This is a genomic window from Streptosporangium sp. NPDC000509, assembly GCF_042898365.1.
GTDB lineage: Bacteria > Actinomycetota > Actinomycetes > Streptosporangiales > Streptosporangiaceae > Streptosporangium.
This window is the reverse complement of record NZ_JBIAYX010000007.1, coordinates 286,961-301,978: the sequence shown is the minus strand read 5'-3', so window position 1 is coordinate 301,978 and position 15,018 is coordinate 286,961. Positions and strand designations below refer to the sequence as shown.

At 68.6% G+C, this 15,018-nt stretch carries 13 protein-coding genes and 1 pseudogene; 8 read left to right on the top strand and 6 right to left on the bottom strand.

The genetic code is table 11. The features are described from left to right. The first annotated feature begins 84 nt into the window (after nucleotides 1-84). The 4 genes from ACFY3D_RS15720 (at nucleotide 85) to ACFY3D_RS15705 (ending at nucleotide 4,044) form a co-directional block, all read left to right on the top strand. Nucleotides 85-933 carry a DUF4097 domain-containing protein gene (locus ACFY3D_RS15720; protein ID WP_389979931.1) on the top strand — a complete coding sequence of 283 codons (849 nt, stop codon included), beginning with the start codon at nucleotides 85-87 and terminating at the stop codon, nucleotides 931-933. 22 nt (nucleotides 934-955) lie between these two features. After that, nucleotides 956-1,906: an ATP-binding cassette domain-containing protein gene (locus tag ACFY3D_RS15715; RefSeq protein ID WP_389979928.1), complete on the top strand. Its 951-nt coding sequence runs from the start codon at nucleotides 956-958 to the stop codon at nucleotides 1,904-1,906. Further along, a complete protein-coding gene (locus ACFY3D_RS15710) occupies nucleotides 1,903-2,694 on the top strand; it encodes an ABC transporter permease (RefSeq protein WP_389778681.1) in 792 nt (263 codons plus the stop codon). Before ACFY3D_RS15715 ends, ACFY3D_RS15710 begins: the two co-directional genes overlap by 4 nt. 150 nt (nucleotides 2,695-2,844) lie before the next feature. Beyond that, on the top strand, nucleotides 2,845-4,044 hold the full coding sequence (locus ACFY3D_RS15705; protein WP_389979924.1) for a cytochrome P450: 1,200 nt from the start codon (nucleotides 2,845-2,847) through the stop codon (nucleotides 4,042-4,044). Nucleotides 4,045-4,139: 95 nt separating this feature from the next. On the opposite strand, the gene ACFY3D_RS15700 is transcribed toward ACFY3D_RS15705, so the two are convergent. Beyond that, nucleotides 4,140-5,606 (bottom strand): MFS transporter, encoded by a 1,467-nt coding sequence (locus tag ACFY3D_RS15700; RefSeq protein WP_389979921.1) that lies wholly within the window; start codon nucleotides 5,604-5,606, stop codon nucleotides 4,140-4,142. Between the two features lie 520 nt (nucleotides 5,607-6,126). Between ACFY3D_RS15700 and ACFY3D_RS15695 the strand changes: the two genes are divergently transcribed. Further along, complete coding sequence (locus ACFY3D_RS15695; protein WP_389979918.1) at nucleotides 6,127-6,933, top strand: NmrA family NAD(P)-binding protein; 807 nt, start codon at nucleotides 6,127-6,129, stop codon at nucleotides 6,931-6,933. A 66-nt stretch (nucleotides 6,934-6,999) separates the two neighbouring features. Here ACFY3D_RS15695 and ACFY3D_RS15690 read toward each other — a convergent pair whose 3' ends face one another. The 3 genes from ACFY3D_RS15690 to ACFY3D_RS15680 form a co-directional block, all read right to left on the bottom strand. After that, nucleotides 7,000-7,995, bottom strand: coding sequence for a TIGR04500 family putative peptide maturation system protein (locus tag ACFY3D_RS15690; RefSeq protein ID WP_389979915.1), 996 nt, complete (start codon nucleotides 7,993-7,995; stop codon nucleotides 7,000-7,002). After that, on the bottom strand, nucleotides 7,992-8,984 hold the full coding sequence (locus tag ACFY3D_RS15685) for an MvdC/MvdD family ATP grasp protein (protein ID WP_389979912.1): 993 nt from the start codon (nucleotides 8,982-8,984) through the stop codon (nucleotides 7,992-7,994). Before ACFY3D_RS15685 ends, ACFY3D_RS15690 begins: the two co-directional genes overlap by 4 nt. A 69-nt stretch (nucleotides 8,985-9,053) precedes the next feature. Continuing rightward, nucleotides 9,054-9,215 (bottom strand): hypothetical protein, encoded by a 162-nt coding sequence (locus ACFY3D_RS15680; protein WP_389979909.1) that lies wholly within the window; start codon nucleotides 9,213-9,215, stop codon nucleotides 9,054-9,056. A 220-nt stretch (nucleotides 9,216-9,435) separates the two neighbouring features. On the opposite strand from ACFY3D_RS15680, the gene ACFY3D_RS15675 reads away from it, so the two are divergent. The 3 genes and pseudogenes from ACFY3D_RS15675 to ACFY3D_RS15665 all read left to right on the top strand — a co-directional run bounded on the left by ACFY3D_RS15675 (nucleotide 9,436) and on the right by ACFY3D_RS15665 (nucleotide 11,524). Beyond that, entirely contained in the window at nucleotides 9,436-9,783 is a 348-nt protein-coding gene (locus ACFY3D_RS15675) for a hypothetical protein (protein WP_389979907.1), read from the top strand. Nucleotides 9,784-10,238: 455 nt separating this feature from the next. Continuing rightward, nucleotides 10,239-11,045, top strand: a pseudogene (locus tag ACFY3D_RS15670) (S9 family peptidase); the annotation flags it as partial. Between the two features lie 32 nt (nucleotides 11,046-11,077). After that, complete coding sequence (locus ACFY3D_RS15665; protein ID WP_389979904.1) at nucleotides 11,078-11,524, top strand: alpha/beta hydrolase family protein; 447 nt, start codon at nucleotides 11,078-11,080, stop codon at nucleotides 11,522-11,524. On the opposite strand, the gene ACFY3D_RS15660 is transcribed toward ACFY3D_RS15665, so the two are convergent. Together ACFY3D_RS15660 and ACFY3D_RS15655 are read right to left on the bottom strand one after the other, a co-directional pair. Next, nucleotides 11,525-12,415 carry a phosphotransferase enzyme family protein gene (locus ACFY3D_RS15660; protein ID WP_389979901.1) on the bottom strand — a complete coding sequence of 297 codons (891 nt, stop codon included), beginning with the start codon at nucleotides 12,413-12,415 and terminating at the stop codon, nucleotides 11,525-11,527. After that, entirely contained in the window at nucleotides 12,412-14,991 is a 2,580-nt protein-coding gene (locus tag ACFY3D_RS15655; RefSeq protein ID WP_389979898.1) for a hypothetical protein, read from the bottom strand. Before ACFY3D_RS15655 ends, ACFY3D_RS15660 begins: the two co-directional genes overlap by 4 nt. Nucleotides 14,992-15,018: the final 27 nt, after the last annotated feature.

Below are 15,018 nucleotides of genomic sequence, written 5' to 3'. Positions count from 1 at the left end.
GCCCACCCCGACATCCAGAGCCACTTTCCTCACACACCTCCGACCAGCGGAAACGCTCTTCTGACTCACTCCGAGGGGACAGTCATGCCAATTTTCGCCACGCCCGAACCGATCTCCGCCACGATCGAGCTCTTCGTCGGCGACGTCCAGATCATCGCGAGCGACCGGACCGACACCGTCGTCGAGGTGCGGCCGAGCGACGCGTCCGACGAGTCCGATGTGGACGCCGCGCAGAAGACCCGCGTCGAATACGCCAACGGCATCTTGACGGTGCGAGGGCCGAAGGCCCGCATGCTCGACTTCTCCAAGAAGACCAGGTCGGTCGACCTGCTCATCGAGCTCCCCACCGGCTCACACGTGCAGGCGGACCTGTCGATGGCCGACCTGCGCGGCGTCGGCACGCTGGGAGAGTGCCGGTTCAAGGCGTCGACCGGGCACTTCCACCTCGACCGGACCGGGCCGCTTCGACTGAGCACCTCCGGCGGCGACATCATCGTCGAGGCGGTCACGGGCGACGTCGACGTCTCCACCGGCACCGGACGCGTGCGCATCGGCGACATCGACGGCGCCGCCGTCGTCAAGAACTCCAACGGCAACACCGACCTCGGCACCGTCACCGGTGAGCTGCGGGTGCGCTCGGCCAACGGCGACATCTCCGTCGACCGGGCCGACGCGCTGGTGGACGCCAAGACCTCCAACGGAGCCATTCGCGTCGGCCGGGTCGCGCGCGACACCGTCACGCTGCACACCTCGACCGGCCACCTCGACATCGGCGTCGCCTCCGGCACCGCCGCATGGCTCGACCTGGACACCTCCTACGGGCGGGTGTCCAACTCGCTGGACGACCTCGGCGAGGCACCCGAGGAGTCCGAGCAGACCGTCGAGGTCCGCGCGCACACGTCGTTCGGCGACATCACCGTCCGTCGCTCCTGACCAGACATCAGAAGGGTCTCCCATGAACATGCCGTCCCCCTCCGCGATCACGGCGACCGGGCTGCGCCGCTCGTACGGTGACCACGTCGTGCTCGACGGCGTCGACCTGGACGTCCCGCGCGGCACCGTCTTCTCGCTGCTCGGCGCGAACGGCGCCGGCAAGACCACCACGGTCAAGATCTTGTCCACCCTCATCCGGGCGGACGGAGGCAGCGCGCGCGTCGCGGGCCACGACTTATCCGCCGAGCCGGACGCGGTGCGTGCCGCGATCGGCGTCACCGGCCAGTTCTCCGCGGTCGACAACCTGCTCACCGGCGAGGAGAACCTCGCTCTCATGGCGGACCTGCACCACCTCGACCGCAAGACGGGCAGGCGCAGGATCGCCCGGCTGCTCGACCGGTTCGACCTCGCCGACGCGGCGAAGAAGACGGCGGCGACCTACTCCGGCGGGATGCGGCGACGGCTCGACCTCGCGATGACGCTGGTCGGCTCACCGCAGGTGATCTTCCTCGACGAGCCGACCACCGGGCTCGACCCGCGCAGCCGCCGCGCCATGTGGCAGATCGTGCGGGAGCTCGTGGCCGATGGCGTCACCATCTTCCTCACCACCCAGTACCTGGAGGAGGCCGACGAGCTCGCCGACCGGATCGCGGTGCTCGACCACGGGAAGATCGTCGCCGAGGGCACCGCGGACGAGCTCAAGCGGCGCGTCCCCGGCGGCCACGTCCTGCTGCGGTTCACCGACGAACGCGACCTCGAATCCGCCGCACGCGCCATGGGCGAGGTGTCCCGCGACAGCGACACGCTCGTCCTGCGCGTACCGCACGACGGCAGCCTCACATCGCTGAAGGCGCTGCTCGACCGGCTCGACCGCGACGCGGTCGAGGTCGGCTCGCTGAGCGTGCACACCCCCGACCTCGACGACGTCTTCCTCGCTCTCACCGGCAACAAGGAGAAGGTGGCCCCCCGATGAGCACCATGTCGCACGCCCTGACCGACTCGGCGACGATGCTCCGCCGCAACCTCAGACGCATGGTGCGCTACCCGTCCATGACACTGCAGCTCATCGGCATGCCGATCGTCTTCCTGCTGCTGTTCGTCTACGTCTTCGGCGGCACGCTCGGCGCCGGGATCGGCGGGGTCACCGGCGGACGCGCCGAATACGTCAACTACGTCACCCCCGCGATCATCCTGATGACGATCACCGCCGCGATCCAGGGCACCACCATCTCGATCGCGATGGACATGACCGAGGGCATCGTCGACCGGTTCCGCACCATGGCGATCGCCCGCGTGTCCGTCCTGACCGGACACGTTATCGGCAGCCTCATCCAGACGATGCTCAGCATCGCGGCGGTGCTCGGCGTCGCGCTGCTCATCGGCTTCCGGCCGTCGGCGGGGCCCGGCGACTGGCTCGCCCTCGCCGGTGTCCTGGTGATGATGGCCTTCGCCTTCATCTGGCTGGCGGTCGCGCTCGGTCTGGCCAGCAAGTCCGTCGAGTCCTCCAGCAACGTCGGTCTGCCGCTGGTGCTGCTCCCGTTCCTGGGCAGCGGGTTCGTCCCGACCGACTCGATGCCGACCGTGCTGCGCTGGTTCGCCGAGTACCAGCCGTTCACACCGCTCATCGAGACCCTGCGCGGCCTGCTGATGGGCACCCCGATCGGCAACAGCGCCGCCATCGCGGTCGGCTGGTGCCTCGTCATCGGCCTCGGCGGCTACCTCTGGTCGAAGAGGCTCTTCAACCGCGAGTCCACCCGCTGAATCAGGTAGCCGCGAGTCCACCCGCCAAGCCGCGCCTCAATTCGCGGACACCCGGTTCGGCTCATGCGCTTCCCACGGCTGACAGGAATGTCGAGCCGCGAAGAACACGCGCCATCGCAAGTGACCCCCGAGCAGAGAAGAGGAACGACCGTGGAACACATCGTCACCACACTGCCGGCCGCGCGCCCGTCCGGCTGTCCCTTCGACCCGCCCAAGGAGCTGCTCGACGCGCGCGAGCACGGCCCGATCAGCCGCTTCACCTTCCCCGACGGGCACGAGGGTTGGCTGGTCACCGGATACGACCTGGTCAGGGCGGTCCTGGCCGACCCCCGGTTCAGCTCACGCAGAGAGCTCATGCGCCACCACCCGCTGGTCGACCTCGGCGACATCGAGGTGCCCCCGGCGCCGCCCGGCGAGTTCCTGCTGATGGACGAGCCGCAACACGGCCGCTACCGCAAACCGCTGGTCGGCAAATTCACCGTACGGCGGATGCGGCAGCTCACCGAGCGCGTCGAGCAGGTCACCGCCGAGCACCTAGACGCGATGGAGCAGGCCGGGCCGACGGTCGACCTGGTGACCGCGTTCGCCAAGCCCATCCCCTCCGTCATCATCTGCGAACTGCTGGGCGTGCCGTACGAGGACCGGGACCGCTTCCAGGAGAACATCGACAAGTTCCTCGGCGGGGAGGTCGCCGACGAAGAACTCATCGCGGCCTACACCGCCACCCAGGACTACCTCGCCGAACTGGTGGCCGCCAAGCGCGCCGACCCCACCGACGACGTGCTCAGCGACCTGCTCGACAGCGACCTGACCGACGAGGAGCTCAAGGGCATGGCCCTGATCCTGCTCTCGGCCGGGTTCGACACCACCGCCAACATGCTCGCGCTGGGCACCTTCGCGCTGCTGCAGAACCCGGAGCAGCTCGCCGCCCTGCGCGCCGACCCCGCGCTCGTCGACCGGGCCGTGGAGGAGCTGCTGAGGTATCTGAGCGTCGCCAAGCAGTTCTTCAGGGTCGCCTTGGAGGACGTCGAGCTGGGCGGCCACACCATCAGGGCCGGCTCGATGATGATCCTGTCGTACAACACCGCCAACCGTGACCCCGAGCGCTTCGCCGACCCCCACCGTCTCGACCTGCGCAGGCAGGACGGCGGGCATCTGGCCTTCGGCCACGGCATCCACCAGTGCCTGGGCCAGCAACTCGCCCGCGTCGAGATGCGAGTCGCCTTCCCCGCCCTGCTCGACCGCTTCCCCACCCTGCGCCTCGCCGTACCGGCCGAGGAGATCGGCCTGCGCCCGGAGACCGCGGACATCTACGGGGTGAAGAGCCTCCCGGTCACCTGGGACGCGTGACCGGGAGACGGGGACGGGGTCGACCCGGACCGGCCGCCGAGAGGTGAGATACGGCGGCGGCCGGGTGTTGGAGCCGCAGACGCTGCCAGCCGGTGTCAGCCGGTGGGGTGCAGGTCGGCGGTGTCCGGGTCGGGGACGGACTGGGACGCGGCGGCGCCCCGGGCACCCGGACCGGGGAGCCTGAGGGCGGCGAGGACGGCCGTCAGCATGACGGCGCCCAGGACGTAGACGGCGACGCGCATCCCCTCGGCGGAGGCGACGCGCAACGCCTGCCCGGACAGCCCCTCGATGCCGTGGTTGGCGACGGCCACCAGGACCGCCAGACCCGCGGCGGTTCCCACCTGCAGCGCGGTGGAGGCCACCCCGGAGGCGAGCCCCTGCTCGTCCGCCGAGACACCGGTGCCCGCGGCGATCCACATCGCCTCGTACGTGATGCCCATGCCCAGACCGATGACGACGATCCCGGCCAGGACGGTGAGGAAGGATCCGTCCGTGTGCATGCCGGGGGCGAGGAACGCGGCGCCCACGGCGTTGACGACGATGCCGGTGATCAGCGTGCTCCGGGTGCCGAAACGATGGACGAGTCGCTCACTGAGGAAGTTTCCCGCCGTGATCGAGAGGGTCGGTCCGAGGAACGCGAGCCCGGTCTCCAGAGCGCTGAAGCCAAGGACATCCTGGAAATACAGGGTGAGGAAGTACGGCACGGCCTGCATCGTCAGCCCGAAGACGAGGATGACCACGACCGCTCCGCTGAACGCGCGGTTGCCGAACAGCCGCAGCGGCATCAGCGGCGTCCGCCCCCGAGCCTGGACACGCAGGAACGTGGCGAGCAGGACCACCGCGAGAACGGCCGAGGCGACCACCTCGGCCCGCGTCCAGCCGACCTCGGAGCCGTGCGCGACCGCGAAGATCAGCAGCGTGATGCCCGCCGTACCGGTGAGCGTTCCGAGCACGTCGACGCTCCCGGAGGTGACACGACCGTCGCGGGGCAGCAGGGCGAAGGCGGCGGCGGCCCCCGCGGCGGCGAGCGGGACGTTGACGTAGAACACGGCCTGCCAACCCAGGGCCTGGGTGAGCACCCCGCCCGCGAGCGCGCCCACCGTGAGCCCACCGGCGCCCGCCATCGCCCAGACCGTCAGCGCGCGGTTACGCTCCCTGCCCTCGGCGAAGGTGGTGTTGACCAGGGTGAGCACCGCAGGGAAGAGGACCGCACCGGCGAGCCCCTGCAGAGCGCGTGCGGTGAGCAGCACCGCCGGCGCCGTGGCCAGGCCGCCCAGCACGGAGGCCACCCCGTACAACACCATGCCGAGCACGAACATCCGCCGGCGTCCCACCAGGTCGGATAGCCGGCCGCCGAGCAGCAGGAAGCCTCCGTACAGGACGACGTACGCGGTGACCACCCATTGCAGGGTGTGCGGGGTGAAGCCGACATCGGCCGCGATGTCGGGAAGAGCGACGTAGATGATGGTGAAGTCGAGACTGATGATCAGATGCCCGAGCGCGAGCAGCGCGAGGCTCCACCCCGGCCGTCGACTACGCGCCGGGGACTGGGTTGTGGACATGGGTGTGCCTTTCGTCCGTATGTGGTCCGGTGGCCTGTCATGGCTGCACCGGGACCGGCGGACATTTGTTGGCACACCCCCTGAGGGCACTGGGATGGGCGGCCCCCGCGCTCGGCCCGTCCGGTCCGATCATCACCCCTCCCCTCCCTCGCGTGTTCCGCGCCGTCTTCGCGTGTTCCGCGCCGTCTTCGCGTGTTCCGCGCTGTCTTCGGGACGACTATGCCGCTCGCTGCGGCCGACGGCATCGGACGTCCGGTCTGCATGGCCTGGGACCTTGGACCTAAGACCATTGGGGGTCTCCGCGGCGAGAACGCGAGGCCGTCGATCTGTCGCCCTGCCGATCTGTCGGCTTGTTTGCCTCAGAGGAGGCCGGATGCGGCAATCGGAGTGTCGCTTCGCGCGTACCCGGTGACGCGCCTCGCAACGACAGGGGCGGACGGGCGCTTTGACCTCAAGCGCGGTTGAGTTTCTAGGTTCGTCAACGACGCATCCGGACAAAGACGATGTAAGGAGTGCGACTGTGACGACCTTGGTGACAGGTGCCACCGGGAACACCGGCCGGCACGTTGTGGCGGAGCTGGTCCGCCGAGGAGAGCGGGTTCGGGCCCTGACGCGGGACCCGGCGGCGAACGCGGGAAGGTTTCCGGCGGAGGTGGAGCTGGTGGCCGGCACGCACAACACACCGGAGAAGCTGGACGCCGCACTCCACGGCGTCGACCGGCTGCACATCACGGTGACGAACGGACTCGCCGAGGTCGGTCCCGAGCTGGTCCGACGGGCGGTCGCCGCCGGTGTTCAGCGCCTCACCGTGCTGTGGGGCGGCTGGGTGGGTCCGGTCGAGCAGGCGGTGGCGGACTCGGGCGTGGAATGGACACGTCTGGAAGCACAGGAGTTCATGTCCAACACGTTGACCTGGGCCGAATCGATCCGAGCCGAAGGAGTGGTCCGAGAACCGTACGACCTTCCCAGCGCGCTGGTGCACGAGGCCGACATCGCGGCCGTGGCGGCCGTCGCACTGCTCGACGACGGCCACACGGGGCAGGCATACAACCTCACCGGTCCCGACCCGCTCACCCCGAGTGAGCGGGTCGCGATCCTGTCGCGGACGCTCCGCCGCGACATCGCCTTCGAGCCGATGACGCACGAACAGGCGATCGACAGGCTGACGGCCACCGGAGTGTCGCGGAAGGACGCCGAGTACGTCGTTGGCTGGTACGCCGAGTCCAGTGATTCCTCCAAGACCGTGGACGACACGGTCGTCAGGGTGACCGGTCGTCCCGCACGTACGTACACGCAGTGGGTGGACGAGCACGCGGACCGTTTCTAGCGTTTCCGGGCCGAGGATGATTTCTATCGGCCGCACGCGCCCACGCCGTCAACGAGGCAGCCGAGATCAGAGCCAAAACCACTCGATCTTCGCCTTGGCCCGCCGCTCCGCCATGAAGGCGGAGAAGGCGGCCCGTCCCGCGGCGGCGAGCGTGGCATCGTCGGGCTGAGCGGGACGGCGACGGCGTACCGCACCGAAGAGAAAGGCATCACGGTAGGCCACCGGGCCGACCGTCATCCCCTCGGCGGCACCACGCAACGGCTCGGGCAGCTCGGCAGCCACCCGGTCGGCCACCTGGACGGTGAGATCTCCGTCGGCACGCGTCACCGCCGCGCCCAGCGCCGCGATGGTGTCATTCTGGCCGGCCAGTTCACCGAGGACGGCTTCCGGCCCGATGGCCCACACGGCCGACACCCGGTCGAAGTCCGCCGCGTGGTCGGTGAAGTAGGCCGTGGCCGATTCGGCCTGTGTGCGTCGTGTGAACCTGTTCATCCTGGCCAGGGCGAACAGATGGTTCTGGTACGCCTCCGGGGTGAGACCTACCTGGTCCAGCCAGCGCATCGTGTCGGCGCGGCTGTGCAGCCCGCGCCGCCGCCGGAAGTCGTCGGAGGCCCGCTGCAGCTCGTCCTCCGACGGCTCCTCGTCCTCCCAGGTCTCCAGGGAGAGGATGCAGTAGTCGATCAGATCATCGTGCAGGGCCCTGTTCCGCTCACCGTAGGCCCGCATCGAAAGCAGCGCTGTCTGCACGGACAGGTCCACGCCGTCCACGCGCAGCACCTTGCTCGCGGCCCAGTGCGTGGAGTGGTCGACCGTCCATGGCACGCCGTCCTCGGCGGAGGCGGTGAGCGCGACGGTGCCCCCGTCCGGGTGGTCGATGAGCAGGTCGTAGTCGACCAGCGGGGTGCCCGGCCGTTCGTCCACGACGAGCTGGGCGCGGCAGCCGGGGTTGGCGGTACGCCAGGCCGCCACGGTCCTGCGCGCATCGGGCACGGCGTCGCGGTGCCGCGGCAGCCCGCGCAGCACCTCGACCGCCGCGGCGAGCGTCTGCGGGTAGCCGGTCACGCGGGCACCTCCTGGCCGGCCGGGCGCTCTCCGGCCGCCAGCCAGTCGGCGATCGCCTCGGAGATGGGCAGGTCGGTGAACTCCTCCAGCCATCCCCACTGACCGTTGGGGTTCAACTCCAGGTACACGTACTCGCCTTCCGGGGTGAGGATCACATCGATGCAGCCGAAGACCAGGCCCAGCGACCTGACCAGTTCGACACAGCGCCGTTCCACGTCCTCGGGCAGGTGGTGAACGGCATAGCTGATGAAGGTGCCTTCGTAGTGGCGGAAATCGTCGCGGGTCATCCGCGACGCCTGGGAATGCATCTCGGCGGTGAACACCTGATCACCGACGACGGTGATACGCAGTTCGACCGCCTTTTCGATCTTGGGCTGGAGGATCACCGGGGCGTGCGCCAGGCGGTGACGGCTGGTGAGGTGCCGCCGGGTCACCGAGGTGGTGTAGAAGCCGTGCTCCTCCCCGTGGAGTTCGTAGGGCACCAACTCGACCTCCTTGGCGATCAACCGGCCACCCGTCGCCGCCCAGGCGTCGGCCAGCTCCTCGGAATCGCTGGTGATGGTCGTCGCCGGCACAGTGAAGCCCAGTTCGGCGCCGGCCGCGAGATTGACCAGCTTGTTCTGAGTACGCCGCAGCGTGTTCAGGCGGGCGGGGAACCAACGGGCGTCGAAAGTGTCGCTCCAGCCGTCCACGAAGATCCGTCCGAGCTTCGCCACGTGGTCACGGTGTCCGGGGTCCGTCACCGTGGGCGCCGCCTTCGGCGGCTGCGGGCGGCGCACCCAGACGGTGCTGACGTCCGAGGAGTCGATCTCGGCGTCGTCCGTGATCAGCGTGTGCCGCCAGGCGCCGCCGACCAGGCGGGAGGTGATCCGGGCGGTGGCGGGATAGTCGCCGGGGTCCCACCAGTACACCTCGACGCCACGCTCGACGAGCTTGGGCAGGACGAGGTTGACGCCCAGATCGTCCTTGCTGCTGAGTATCAGGATCATCGAATGCTCCTAGAAGGAGAACGGCGCTCCGCGGAGCGCCGCTCCGCAGAGCGCCGTTCTGCTCGATCGTTAGCCGCCGAAGTCCCAGCAGGTGTCCGGCTGACCGTTGTTGATCGAGGTACAGACCTTCGGGCTCGGCGGGGTCATCGGCTCGCGACCGCCGATGACCGTGTCCAGCACGTCGTCCGGCAGCTCGGCGTCGTGCTCCAGATCAGCGATTCGAATGGTCAATCTCAACTCCTCATCGTGTTGCGGACGTTCGCCCGTCCGCGTTCGTGAACAGAACAGAGCAGGACAGAGGGCCCGCGGGAGGATCCGATGGAGCCGGCTGGCGGCCTCGCTCGGATCGTCGATGCGCATCATCGTGGAACGCCTCCCTGCTCACAGAACGGATTGTGAAAGGGCCGTCTTGTGGATGGCTGCAATGTGAGTGAGAAGCGGGTCCTGACCTGTGCGAACCTCCCGGTGGGGGGCGACCGAGTGCTACCAGGGCAACTGCCTCCTCGAACTCGGTGACTACACCCAGGCCGCCCATTCCTTCGAGCAGGCCATCGGCGGGGTTCCCACCATGTGCGTGCGCCGCAAAGCGGAACTCACCGTGGACCTGGCGCAGGCACGCCTCGGAGAAGGCGAACCCGCCGAGGCCGTACGGCTGGCCCAGGAGGCGATCGCCGTGTTCGCCCGGCGAGGATCGGTCGCCGGGATGTCCCGGGTCCACCGCTTCCGCGACCGGGTGGCACCCCGGCAACCCGGGGTCGCTCGCGAACTGGATGACTTCGTCCGATCATTGCAAGAGTGAGCCCCATCTCCGCTGAGGTCATCGCCCGTGCCACCGTCTCGTACGACGCGGTCCAAGCGGTCGGTGAGACCGTCTACTGGATCGAGGGACGGCCGGACGGGGATGTGCTCGTGCGCTGGACCGCTGCCGAGGGCCGGCAGGACGTGCTGCCGGAGGGGGTCCACGTCGCTTCCTACGTGCATGAGTACGGCGGAGGTGCCTACCTGGCCACCGAGCGGGAGCTGTGGTTCTGCAACGCGGATGACCAGCGGGTCCATCACGTACGCGACGGCGGTCACCCTGTGCCGGTGACACCCGCGTCGTCGGGAACCTGGCGCTATGCCGACCTTCGTCTTCTTCCGGGCACCGGCGAGCTGGTCTGTGTACGGGAACGTCACGAAGAGAACGGCATCCACAACGAGCTGGTCGTTCTGTCGGCCGAGCCGTCGATCATCGCCTCCGGCGAGGACTTCTACATGTCCCCGGAACCCAGTCCCGATGGGAAGCAGCTCGCCTGGGTCTCATGGAACGCGCCGCTCATGCCGTGGGACGGTTCCCGGCTCTGGCTGGCCGACATCGGTCCTGATGGTGCGCTTACCGGTACGAGGTTGGTCGCGGGCGGGGACGAGGAGTCGGTCTGCCAGCCGCGGTGGAGCGACGACGGGGTGCTGCACTTCGTCTCCGACCGGTCGGGCTGGTGGAACCTGTACGCCTGGCGCGACGGCCATGCCGGGCCGGTCATCACGGGGGAGTTCGAGGTCGCGGCGGCTCCCTGGGAGTTCGGGTATCGCACTTATGTTTTTCAGGGTGACCAGGTCATAGCCGTCATCCAGCAGGGGCCGCTGCACTCCTTAGTTGTGAAGCGCTCCGACGGTGATGTGGAACGGCTCGCGTTGCCGTACACCTCGATCAAGCCCTACCTGGCGGTGGTAGGCGGGAAAGTCGTCTTTATCGGCTCTAGTCCCACTCAGTTGCCTACGGTGGTGTTGGCCGAAACCGGCGGTGCCGTTCATGAGCTCACACCGGCCGACGTCACCCTTGACCAGGCATCGCTCGTCCGGCCGGAGCCTTTCACTTTCGGCACCCGCGACGGGGGTGAGGCGTACGGCCTCTACTACCCGCCCTTGGGAGGAAGCGACGGGACTCCGCCACTGCTTGTACGGGCTCACCCAGGGCCGACAGCGAACTGGCCGCTACGGCTGGACCTGCACGCGCAGTACTTCACAAGCAGGGGTTTCGCCGTCGCTGATGTCGACTACCGGGGGAGTACTGGGTACGGTCGCGCGTATCGTCAGGTCTTCGTCATCGGTGGGGGATGGTTGACGCCACCGATTGCGCTGATGCGGCTCGTCATCTGGTTTCCGCCGGTCGAGCGGATCCCGGGTGGGTGGCGATCTGGGGGGCCAGTGCCGGCGGGTACACCGTTCTGCGGGCCTTGGCGATCACCGATGTGTTCGCGGCCGGGATCGCCAGGTCAGCCGTGGTCGATCTGGAGAGTTGGAGCAGAGCCGCACCGAAGTTCCAGGCCCATCACGCGGATATGCTCCGCGGTGAGTTCTCCGGTGGAGCAGAATCCGCGATTCGGCGTCCGTTGCTTCTGATCCATGGAGACGAGGATCGGGTAACCCCACTGGGGCAGGCCAGGAGCCTCAATGCTCGTCTGATCGTCATCCCCGGAGCGGGTCACACGCTGCGAAGACCTGCTGATGTTCGCCATGTTCTCCGCGTGGAATTGGAGCACGTGCTTCTACCAGGAATCTGATCACGGCACCGAAGCCAGAGGCAGTAGATTGGGGGCGTTTGCGGACAGCCAGGCCGCGAGCCATCGAGAGTCCTCGGCGCTTCCCTCCGCCTGGGTGTCGATCAACCTGCGCAGGATCATGAGCGGCAGCAGGGCATCGAGTGCCTCCTGGTCGACCGCGTCGGTGCCGTACCCTTCCAGCAGCCATCGCGGATGAGCGCCACGTGGCAGGTCGACGGCGAGGCACCAGGCAAGATCGAGCATGGGAGGCCCGATCTCGACCGCACCCGGGTCGAGGACGGCGAGCAGATCGTCGCCCGCGAAGAGGACGTTGTGCCCCACGGCGGCGTCCCCGTGGATGGCCGTCATCGGCTGTCTCGCGCACGCCTGGTCGAACAGGTCTGAGATGGCCCGGTAATCGCGAGTCGCGAGGTGGCGTGCGGAGCCGAGCATCACTCCGAGAGCACCGGGTTCGTCCAGGCGCAGGCCGCCCTGGTCCGTGGCGCTGTGCCAGCGGCGAAGTTGCTCGCCCAGGCCGCGTTGCTGGGCGGGAGTCGGATGTTCGCCGGGTGAGCCGCCGATCCTTTCCAGCACGAGCCACCATCGTGGTCCGGACGCGGTCCGGACGGTGCCCGCGTCCAGCAGGGCCGGAACCCTGATCCCCGCGGCCTTACGCATCGACTCCATCCGCAGCGCGGTGCCAAGGCGTTCGTGCAGGCGGTGCTGGACCTTGACGGCCGTTCGACGACCGTAGACCACCGTGGCCCCCGGCTCGTACAGCCCCGCCACGCCGTCGAACGCCGCACTCTTGAGCGCCACGTCACGCGCCTTGGCGATCTCGATCTCCGGAACGCGGCCGGTCGGGATGAGTCCTCGTTTGTCACCGACATCGAGCGGGCCGCAGACTTTCATGACCCGCCTCCCGCTCGCAGCCGATGGAGCGGTTGTATCCACCGCTCCCGTGTCGTCTCAGGAAGATCCAACCACCTCGTCCGGGTGAAGTCGTGCAGCTCCGGCTGCCCGGTCCAGAGTGCGGTGACCGCCGACCACACGGGCAGGAAAGCCTCCTCGGCTCCGGCCGTCTCCGCGAGGCGGACCGTGATGGCCAGGGCCCGCTCATCCTCACCTCGTGCGATGAGCTGCAGGACCTCGACCACGTCGATGGGCAGCAACTCGGCGGAGGCACCGACGGCCTCGAAGGTCCGGCGAGCCTCGCCGAGCAGACGGGTGGCGACGGCCCACTCTCCTCGCATGGCGTGGGCCATCGACTCCGCCATGTCGCACTGGGCCAGCCCCACGACCTCCCCGACCGACTGGTTGAGCTCACGCGCCTCCGGAACCGTCCGGAGGGTCAGCTCCGGATCGAACCACATGGAGGCGAGTGCCTGGTGGCGTGCGGCCCGCGCCGCCCAGAGCGGCGCGTCCGCCTGCCGTGCCTCGGCCAGGACCTGAGTGAACAGCTCCGCCGCTTCCTGGAACCGGGCGTTGTGCAGGTACACATGACCCATCAGGTCACCGGTGCCGATCCGTTCCAGCCTCGTCCCTGCAGACCTTCTCTCGATCTGCCGTACGACCTCCGTGTAACGACTGCGCCGGAAGGCGTTGCCCGCCAGATCGAACCGGGCGGCGACGCCGAGCGGCGAGAGCTGGTCGGCGACCATGCCGAGATGGCGGTCGGAGCCGGTCAGGTCACCGGTGAACTGGGCCAGACTGCCGAGTTCGAAGTGAAAGTAGTCGGCGTACGGACTCGCGCCGGCGTTCTCGAGCGCCGCTTTCATGGCCGTGTGGCGCTCCGTCGCCTCCTGGTCCACCTGGACCGTCAACCTGGCCACCTCTGCGAGCGCGGCCAGCTGCGGAAACGCGCTGAACTTGGGCAGTGACGTCAGCACCTGCCAGTGCCCCAGATAGCGCATGGTGTAGGCCATCTGCCCCAACCCCGGTGGCAGGACCTCATGCTCGGCGGCGCCGTACAGGGCGAGAAGAAAGGCAGCGACGGTACGGCGGCTGTGGTCGGCCGGGGTCAGCTCGTCCGGCGGATCGTCACCCCAGACCGACAGCGTGAAGTCCGTCAGATACGCAAGCGCCTGCGAGGCTCGGTCTCGCCGCTCTCGGGCGGTCCATCCATCCGGAGTGTGCGCGTCGCAGCCGGTGATCCCACGACGCAGGTTCTCGTGCAGGCGGCAAGGTGGCCACACGGTCGGATCGTGCCGTACGAACCGCCGAGCGATGAAGTCCTCGATCCTTCTGCCGCGTGCCTCGGGCAGGATCGCGGCCAGCAGCCGATCATCGAACGCTTCCAGCAGCGCCGCGGCACGGAGCAGGTCCCGGTCCTCGGGCGACAGGTCGCGCATCATCCGCAGGACCAACTCGGGAAAGGGCTCGCCGAACACCTTCGGGTCCGGGGTCTCTCCCCGGGCCAGGTGCTGTTCGAACAGGCCCGTCGACAGTTCCAGGTAGAGCGGCGATCCTCCGGAACCGGCCACGATCCGCTCCCGTACCTCGGCATCCATGGCCGGCTCGTCGTCGACAAGCAGCCGCTCCCGTAGGAACAGGTCGGCGTCCGAGGACTCGAAGCCGTCGACCGGGAACTGGTCGGTGAGATCGGCCAGCCCCGGCCATCGTCGCGCCCCGCCGTACGTCAGCCCGACGCCGCGTACCGGGTCATCCCAGCGCAGCGGGCGCCTGCTCCCGACCGTGAAGAACACGTTGGGCAACAGGTACGTCATCCGGACCACCAGATCCTCTAACCCACCGCGCTCGGGCTGCAGAACCTGGACGTTCTCGAACGTGTCGAGTACGCAGAGAGCCAGCACCGGGCTCTTCTGACGGATCCGCTCCAGGTCCGCGCTCAGCAGGATCGGCAGGTAGCCGAGCATCCGGTCCGGGTTCTCCTCCTGAAGGATCGGGCCGAACGCCGGGAGGTCACGCCGGAGTCGCCGCAGGGTGATCGACTGCCGCGCGGATGTGCCGACCAGATCGAGCACCCGGTAAGCGGTCGTGACGGCACCGAGCCCCGCGAACAGGCCGTCGATGCTCGACGCGACCTGCTCGGAAAGGCGCAGCGAATCGGAGACGGCGCCGACCGAGGAGGACTTCCCCAGAAAGCGGACCAGGGACTCACCGGGATGCTTGCGCTCCCAGTACGCCGAGAGCGCGATGTCGAAGGCGGGCCACGACCTGCCCAGACGTCCCAGCGCGGCACGTACCCGGAGCAGTACGGTCTCGAAGCTCTGGCTCGACAGGTCCGCGAAGTCGATGACGGCCACCGAGCGGTCATCCGGGAGCCCGTCGAACTCGCCGCTCTGGGCGAGATCTGCGAGGTGACGGATCAGCGTGGACTTCCCGATGCCGCCCTCCCCGCTCAGTCCCATCACGTTCCGGGCGGGCCGCTGGAAATCCATCAGCCTCTCGACGGGCCACTCCTCGGCCAGGTGCGCGGCAATCCGCTGTTGAAACGCCCGGATGTACTCCTCCCGGTCGGTGAACACCCGATTCGCGGTGAACGGCACTTCGGG

Coding starts and splice junctions, on each gene's coding strand:
- ACFY3D_RS15720 (WP_389979931.1), top strand. CDS start 85: ATGCCAATTTTCGCCACGCCCGAACCGATCTCCGCCACGATCGAGCTC.
- ACFY3D_RS15715 (WP_389979928.1), top strand. CDS start 956: ATGAACATGCCGTCCCCCTCCGCGATCACGGCGACCGGGCTGCGCCGC.
- ACFY3D_RS15710 (WP_389778681.1), top strand. CDS start 1,903: ATGAGCACCATGTCGCACGCCCTGACCGACTCGGCGACGATGCTCCGC.
- ACFY3D_RS15700 (WP_389979921.1), bottom strand. CDS start 5,606: ATGTCCACAACCCAGTCCCCGGCGCGTAGTCGACGGCCGGGGTGGAGC.
- ACFY3D_RS15685 (WP_389979912.1), bottom strand. CDS start 8,984: ATGATCCTGATACTCAGCAGCAAGGACGATCTGGGCGTCAACCTCGTC.
- ACFY3D_RS15665 (WP_389979904.1), top strand. CDS start 11,078: ATGGTTGACGCCACCGATTGCGCTGATGCGGCTCGTCATCTGGTTTCC.
- ACFY3D_RS15660 (WP_389979901.1), bottom strand. CDS start 12,415: ATGAAAGTCTGCGGCCCGCTCGATGTCGGTGACAAACGAGGACTCATC.